Consider the following 7,508-nt stretch of genomic DNA (forward strand, 5'->3'; position numbering starts at 1 on the left):
TTGCCGACCGAAGCCACCCCGCCTCATTCACCTCACTTCACTCGGTGTCGGGTATCGGCAGCGGGCGCTTCTCGATCGCCGCGGCCATGATGTCCGGGAACAGATCGGGCGTACAGGCGAACGCCGGTGCGCCCAGCGCCGCGAGTGCCGCCGCGTGCTCCCTGTCGTACGCGGGCGCCCCTTCGTCCGACAGCGCGAGCAGCGTCACGAACTGCACCCCGGACGCCTTCATCGCGGCGACCCGCTTCAGCATCTCGTCTCGTATGCCGCCCTCGTAGAGGTCGCTGATCAGCACGACGACCGTCTCGGCGGGCCGGGTGATCTGCGACTGGCAGTACGCGAGCGCCCTGTTGATGTCCGTACCGCCGCCGAGCTGCGTACCGAACAGCACGTCCACCGGATCGTCGAGCTGGTCGGTGAGGTCGACGACCGCCGTGTCGAAGACGACGAGCCGTGTGTCGATCGACCGCATGGACGCCAGCACCGCCCCGAACACCGACGCGTACACCACCGACGCCGCCATCGACCCGGACTGGTCGATGCAGAGGACGACCTCCTTCTTCACCGACTGGGAGGCACGCCCGTAGCCGATGAGCCGCTCGGGCACGATCGTGCCGTACTCCGGTAGGTAGTGCTTGAGGTTGGCCGCGATCGTGCGGTTCCAGTCGATGTCGTGATGGCGCGGCCGGTTGATCCGGGCGCTGCGGTCCAGCGCCCCGCTGAGCGTGGCCCGGGTCCGCGTCGCGAGCCGCTTCTCGAGATCCTCAACGACCTTGCGTACAACGGCTCTCGCCGTCTCCTTCGTCGTCTCCGGCATCGCCTTGTTGAGGGAGAGCAGCGTGCCGACGAGGTGGACGTCCGCCTCGACCGCCTCCAGCATCTCGGGCTCCAGCAGGAGGGCGGAGAGCCCGAGCCGGTCGATGGCGTCCCGTTGCATGACCTGGACGACGGAGGACGGGAAGTACGTCCGGATGTCGCCGAGCCACCGCGCGACCGACGGCGCGGACGCCCCGAGCCCCGCCGAACGCTCCCGCCCTCCTCGCCCCTTGATCCCGTCCCCTCTGCCGTAGAGCGCGGTGAGCGCCCCGTCCATGGCGGCGTCCTGCCCGGAGAGCGCGCACCCGGTACCGTCCGCCGCGTCGCCCCCGAGCACGAGCCGCCAGCGCCGCAGCCGCTCCTGTGCCGGATCCACCGACTCGGTCACCGTCGTCATGTCCCCACCCCCACAAGGTCGTTGTCGTAGAGCCCCCCGGTCCCCAGCAGCAGTCGCAGCACCGGCAACACGGCATCCGCCCGCCGGACGTCGAGGTCGGGCGCGAACCCCGGCACACCGGCGGCACCGGCCACCGCACTCCCCCGCTCGCCCGGGCCGCGCCGGACCAGTTCTCCCAGCGTTCTCCGCACCCCGGGCTCGTACGCCGAGAAGGTGCGCCTCAGCAGGGGCAGCACGTCGGTGAACGCCTCCGCCGGCACCCCGGTCAGCCAGGCGTCGACCAGCCCGAGCAGCCGTCCGTCGTGCACGAGCAGCATCCCGCCCCCGGAGCCGCCCCCGACGAACCCCTCGATCCACGCGGCCGCGTCCCCCGGCGTCGTCCCCGGCGACAGCACAAGCCCCATGAGCACGGCCGCCTCGTCCTGCCCCAACTCCCCGTCGTCCAACAGCAACCGCACGGCCCGCCCACGCACAACCCCGGCCACACTGTCCCGCGCGGACAGAACCCGGAGCACAGAGTGCCAGCGCTGCCGCAACTGGCTGCGGTGTCCCGGCGCGGAGACATCCCCCGCAGCATCCGCACAGGCGTCCACAACACCGCCCGCGAGGCCCTCTTCGGCCTCAAGGCCGTCCCCACGGGACCGCAGCTCGCCACGATCCCCCGACGCGGCGACTTCCGCCGCGGCGTCCGCGTCGACACCCGCAGCACCTCCCATGAAGCCCCCCTCGGCCTCAACGCCGTCCCCACGGCACCCCGGCTCGCCACGATCCCCCGACGCGGCGACTTCCGCCGCAGCGTCCGCGTCGACACCCGCAGCACCTCCCGCGAGACGTCCCTCGGCCTCACCATCGTGTCCACGGCGCCGCAACTCGCCCCGCTGCTCCGGCACGGGGGCACCCCCCACCGCGTCCGCACCGGCATCCGCAGAACCGCCCGCGGGTACGCCGTCCCCAGAGGCAGCCGTACCACCCGTCGGAGACAGCCCCGGTGCCGGAGCCGCATCCATGTCCGGCTCCGGAGTGGCTGTCGCCGCCTCGCCGAGCAACCCCACCGCCCCATGCACCGCGTCCACATGGCGCCGCATCTCCTCCGCCGCGTCCGTGTCGAGGGCGGCGCAGGCCGGGGGCAGGCCGACGAAGACGCGTTCGGCGAGGCCTGCCGCGACCTCGGCCAGTGCCTGGGTGTCCGTGCCGCGTACGTCGCCGTAGCGGAGGGAACGGACCAGCGCGGGCAGGGCCTGGGCGAGGTGGCCCACGTCCGCGTCGAGGGCCGCGCGGTCGGCGAGGACACGCATCACCACGGGGAGCGCGTCGGACAGTTCGGCGAGCAGACAGCGCTCGGCGAGTGCGGTCACGTCGGCCAGCGAGCCCGCTCCGACGGCGTCGGCCTCCGCCCTGGCGGTCGCCGCCGACAGAACGGTCGTCCCCCACACACCGGCCTCGGCGACCCGTACCGCCAGCTCCGGCTCCCACCGCAGCCGCCACGTCTCCCGGAACGTACCCGTGCTGCCGCGCGACGCCGCGGGCTCGCCCCAGCCGATGCCGAGCAGCCGCAGCCGGTGCAGCAGCCGACTGCGCGCGGCGTCGGTCTCCTTGCGCAGGTCGAGTTCCAACTCCCGTTCCAGCGCCTCCGGTTTGAGCCGCAGCCGACGCTGAAGCCGCGTCAGGTCGCGCTGCAACGGCACCGCGGGCGCCGACTCCGGGACCTCCCCGAGCACGTCCCCGACGACGAGCCGGTCCTGCACCAGGGCCAGCGGTACGTCCGACCCCTCGCACATCACCGCCCGCACGGCGTCGGTCGTCTCGGTCAGCCCCGGCAGCGGGCGCCCCCGCATCGCGGCGAGCGTCTCCGCCAGCCGCACCGCCTCGATGACGTGCGCCGAGGAGACCATCCTGTCCTCGTCGCGCAGCAGCCCCGCCACCTTGGCCATCCACCGCTCGACCGGCCGGTCCCGCGCCCCGAACAGATGCCCGTACCAGCCGGGCGAGTCGATGCCCGCCCCGTACCCGCTGGCCCGCGCGAGCCTGCGATGCGTCCACGGCACCCAGGTCACGTCCACCTTGACCTTGGGCAGCCCCTTCAGCAGCGCCCGGTCGGAGGCGACGGCACTCTTCCGCCGCAGCGCGGGCACATGCCAGGCCCCGCACACCACGGCCACCGCCGCGTCCCCGAACTCCCGCTGTGCCGCCCGCACCTGGAGCCGCATGTACGCCTCCCGCACCGGATCCCGGTCGTGGCCCCCGGTCCCGTACACCTCCCGCAGCGCGCCCATGGCCTCTTCGAGCACCTCGAAGGGGGCGAACGCGTCGCCCTCCCCAACCCCCCGGTGCTCGACGACGTCCTCCCACCAGCGCTCCGGATCGTCGTAACCGCCGGCCCGCGCGAGCACGGCGAGCGGATCGACCCGCACCTCGGCTTCGGGGTCCGAGTCGGAGCCAGGATCGCCGACGCCGTCCCCCTCCTCCCTCGTCTCGGCCTCCTTCTCCTCCTTCTCCTCCTTCTCCTCCTCGATTCCCCACGCCAGCGTGTGCGTGGCGGGAAGGTCGATGAAGCGGGCGGGTACCCCGTGTTCCAGGGCCCAGCGGATCGCCACCCACTCCGGGGAGAACTCGGCCAGCGGCCAGAACGCCGAGCAGCCGGGTTCGTCCACGGCGTGGGCCAGCAGGGCGACCGGCGGGCGCATGTCCTCGTCGGCGGCCAGCGGGATCAGGGCGTCGGCCTCGGGCGGTCCCTCGATCAGTACGACCGCCGGCCGCGCCGCCGCCAACGCGGCCCGCACCGCCCGCGCCGACCCGGGCCCGTGATGCCGCACGCCGAGCAGCAGGGGCCCGCTGCCGGACCTCCCACCACCGCGCTCCTCCCCCTCGACGTCCGTCACACCAGCCCCCTCTTGGGCCACAGCGTGTCGTCGTCGCCGTACACCCTGCTCACCGAACCGCCCCCCACGGACACCGAACCGCCTCCCACCGACATCCCGTACGCCCGCCCCCGAACACCCGCACCCGCACCCGCACCCGCACCCGCCATGCAGCTCACGCGCTCACCTCCCGGCACGCCCGGTAGAAGTCCTTCCAGCCGTCGCGTTCGCGGACCACCGCCTCCAGGTACTCCTGCCAGACGACCCGGTCGGCCGCCGGATCGCGGACGACGGCGCCGAGGATGCCCGCGGCTACGTCGGAGGCCCGCAGGACGCCGTCACCGAAGTGGGCCGCCAGGGCCAGGCCGTTGGTGACGACCGAGATCGCCTCGGCGGTGGACAGCGTGCCGCTGGGCGACTTCAACTTCGTACGGCCGTCCGACGTGATGCCGTCGCGCAGTTCGCGGAAGACGGTCACGACGCGGCGGATCTCGTCGACGCCGTCCGGCACGGCCGGCAGGTCGAGCGAGCGGCCGATCTGGTCGACCCGGCGCGAGACGATGTCGACCTCGGCGTCGGCGCTCTCGGGCAGCGGCAGCACGACCGTGTTGAAGCGGCGGCGCAAGGCGCTGGACAGCTCGTTGACCCCCCGGTCGCGGTCGTTGGCCGTCGCGATCAGGTTGAACCCGCGAACCGCCTGCACCTCCTGCCCCAACTCCGGTATCGGCAGGTTCTTCTCCGACAGGATCGTGATCAGCGTGTCCTGGACGTCGGCCGGGATACGGGTCAGCTCCTCGACGCGGGCCGTCATCCCCTCCGCCATCGCCCGCATGACGGGGCTGGGCACGAGGGCGGCGCGGCTCGGGCCGTGCGCGAGCAGCTCCGCGTAGTTCCAGCCGTACCGGATCGCCTCCTCCGGTGTGCCGGCCGTGCCCTGGACCAGCAGCGTCGAGTCGCCGCTGACCGCCGCCGCCAGATGCTCGGACACCCAGGTCTTCGCCGTGCCGGGCACGCCGAGCAGGAGCAGGGCACGATCGGTCGCGAGGGTCGTGACGGCGACCTCGACGATGCGGCGCGGGCCCACGTACTTCGGTGTGATCACCGTGCCGTCCGGCAGGGTGCCGCCTTGCAGATACGTCGCCACGGCCCACGGCGACAGCTTCCAGCGTGCCGGGCGCGGGCGGTCGTCCTGCGCTGCCAGCGCCGCGAGTTCGGCGGCGAAGGCGTCCTCGGCGTGCGGCCGCAGTTCTTCCGTGTTGTCCGCGTGATTGTTCGCGTGAGCGGACTGGTCCTGGCTCGGGTCGACGGATGTCGGTTCAGCGGAAACAGGCATGGCTCGGTCCCCCTCCAGCTCGGCCGGTCTTGGCCCGTTCGGATCTGGTGACCACACTGCACCACGCCACTGACAACGCGTTCTGACCTGCGAAAACGCCGTTTCGAGGGCAGAGCGGTGATCGCCGCGAGAACCGATTGTCAGTGCCGGGACCTACCTTCGATGTCATGACTCAGCAGGGGGTGCGCTGGACGGCGGATCAGGTGCTGGCACTGGCGCCTGACGTCTCGTCACGCAAAGCGGGAAGCAAACTCGGCGCGGCCGGACCGTGGTCCGAGGCCGGCAGTTCTGACGAGGGGACGGTGTGGGGGCTGTGCAAGGGCAGTGGCAGCAAGCCGTATCAGACGGTCGTCGACATCGCGGACGCCACCGGGCCCGCGTACAAGTGCAGTTGTCCGAGCCGCAAGTTCCCGTGCAAGCACGCCCTCGGGCTGCTGCTGCTCTGGGCGGGCGGGGACGGCGCGGTGCCGCGAGGGGAGGCGCCGGGCTGGGCGGAGGAATGGCTGGCGGGTCGGCGGAAGCGTGCGGGAGAGAAACGGGCGGCGGAGGCAGGCGGCTCCGGGTCCGCTGATCCGGAGGCGGCGCGGCGCAGGGCGGAGCGCCGGGCCGAGCGGATCACGGCGGGGGCTACGGAGCTTGAGCAGCGCCTCGCCGACCTGCTGCGCGGCGGCCTGGCCACGGCGGAGCAGGCGGGGTACGGGCTGTGGGAGGAGACGGCGGCCCGCATGGTCGACGCCCAGGCCCCTGGACTCGCCTCGCGCGTAAGAGAGTTGGGGGCGATCCCGGCGTCCGGTCCGGGCTGGCCGATGAGGCTGCTGGAGGAGTGCGCGCTGCTCCACCTCCTCGACCGGGGCTGGCTGCGCCGGGAGGAGCTGCCGCAGGACTTGGCGGCGACGGTGCGGTCCCGGATCGGCCTGTCCGGCTCGGCGGACGGCCCGCCGGTGCGCGACCAGTGGCTGGTCCTCGCCCAGTACGAGACGGCCGACGCCCGTCTGACGACCCGCAGGATCTGGCTGCACGGCACGGAGTCGGGCCGCACCGCCCTGCTCCTCTCGTTCGGTCCGGCCGGCCGTGCCCCCGAACTGACGCTGCCGGTCGGCCTGGCGTTCGAGGCGGAGGTGTCCGCGTACCCCGGCGCCGGGCAACTCCGCTCGGCCCTGGGCGAGCGGTTCACCGCACCCGCACCGACGAACGTACGGCCACCGGGGACGACAACCACGCTCGCGGCGGAGCGCTACGGGGAGGCACTCCGCGACGACCCCTGGCTGGACTCCGTCCCGGTCACACTGGACCGGGTCATACCCGTCCCGGCCGGCGACGCCTGGCAACTGGCAGACGCCGACACCGACACCGACATGGCGCTGCCCCTGTCCCCCTCCGCCATCGCTCACCCCGGCCTGTGGCGCCTGGTCGCCCTCTCGGGCGGCGCCCCGGTGACGGTCTTCGGCGAGTGCGGCCACCGGGGTTTCACTCCCCTGACGGCCTGGCCGGAGGAGGCAGCGGGACAGGCGGTCTCGCTGTGCTGAGGCGACGCGGCACTCCACGGTTCCTGGCGGCCACGGCTCTCCACGGCGCCCAGCGAACCCGTCGCCTCCTTCGGCGTCGCCTGTCACCAGAGCTTCGCTCCACTGCCCCCCTGGCCACAGGGGACGCCGGGACAGGCAGTCCCCCTGTGCTGAGGCAGCGCGACACCCCACGCCCCCCAGCAAACCCAGCGCCCTCTCAGGTGACCACGGCATCTCCTCCGGCGAATGCAGTCATCGGGGACGGCAGACCAGGCGGTCCCCTTGTACTGAGGGGGCGCGCCCTTCCACGACTCCCCGCCCCCACAACTCCCACGACCCCCACCCGACGAAAGGGCACCTCATGAACGGCAGCAAGGCCTCCGCCCCCGAGGGCACGCCTTCCGTGGGCACCCCCGCGGCGGGCGGCACCTGGGAGGAGCTGGTCACTGCGGCGCTGCTCGGCACGGAGCGGCGTACTCCCCCGAGCTGCCCGCCGGGCGTACACGCTCCGGTCGCGCTGCTCGACGCGGCGGCCGTGGAGACCGTACGGCGGCGGGCGGGGCTGCGACCGGCCCGGGCCGCGACGCGTCCCGAGCCCG

The 7,508-nt window shown here is 73.3% G+C and carries 6 protein-coding genes; 2 read left to right on the forward strand and 4 right to left on the reverse strand.

The window, feature by feature from the left end; translation table 11 throughout:
- Nucleotides 1–37: 37 nt before the first annotated feature.
- The 4 genes from ACWCRB_RS28810 to ACWCRB_RS28825 are packed head-to-tail and all read right to left on the reverse strand — an operon-like array spanning nt 38 to nt 5,404.
- Nucleotides 38–1,213 carry a VWA domain-containing protein gene (locus ACWCRB_RS28810; protein ID WP_450998815.1) on the reverse strand — a complete coding sequence of 392 codons (1,176 nt, stop codon included), beginning with the start codon at nt 1,211–1,213 and terminating at the stop codon, nt 38–40.
- Nucleotides 1,210–4,092, reverse strand: coding sequence for a DUF5682 family protein (locus ACWCRB_RS28815; RefSeq protein ID WP_450998816.1), 2,883 nt, complete (start codon nt 4,090–4,092; stop codon nt 1,210–1,212). The genes ACWCRB_RS28810 and ACWCRB_RS28815 overlap by 4 nt, the downstream gene beginning before the upstream one ends.
- Nucleotides 4,089–4,250 (reverse strand): hypothetical protein, encoded by a 162-nt coding sequence (locus ACWCRB_RS28820; RefSeq protein ID WP_450998817.1) that lies wholly within the window; start codon nt 4,248–4,250, stop codon nt 4,089–4,091. The genes ACWCRB_RS28815 and ACWCRB_RS28820 overlap by 4 nt, the downstream gene beginning before the upstream one ends.
- The gene (locus ACWCRB_RS28825) at nt 4,247–5,404 is read right to left on the reverse strand and encodes an ATP-binding protein (protein WP_450998818.1); all 1,158 of its coding nucleotides are present in this window, start codon (nt 5,402–5,404) and stop codon (nt 4,247–4,249) included. The genes ACWCRB_RS28820 and ACWCRB_RS28825 overlap by 4 nt, the downstream gene beginning before the upstream one ends.
- Nucleotides 5,405–5,571: 167 nt before the next feature.
- Between ACWCRB_RS28825 and ACWCRB_RS28830 the strand changes: the two genes are divergently transcribed.
- Both ACWCRB_RS28830 and ACWCRB_RS28835 read left to right on the forward strand, forming a co-directional pair.
- Complete coding sequence (locus tag ACWCRB_RS28830) at nt 5,572–6,930, forward strand: SWIM zinc finger family protein (protein ID WP_450998819.1); 1,359 nt, start codon at nt 5,572–5,574, stop codon at nt 6,928–6,930.
- A gap of 340 nt (nt 6,931–7,270) precedes the next feature.
- Nucleotides 7,271–7,508, forward strand: a 238-nt coding sequence (locus ACWCRB_RS28835; RefSeq protein WP_450998820.1) for a DUF5691 domain-containing protein, incomplete at its 3' end; no start/stop codon positions are given.

The sequence above is a fragment of the Streptomyces sp. NPDC002156 genome, from assembly GCF_053593675.1.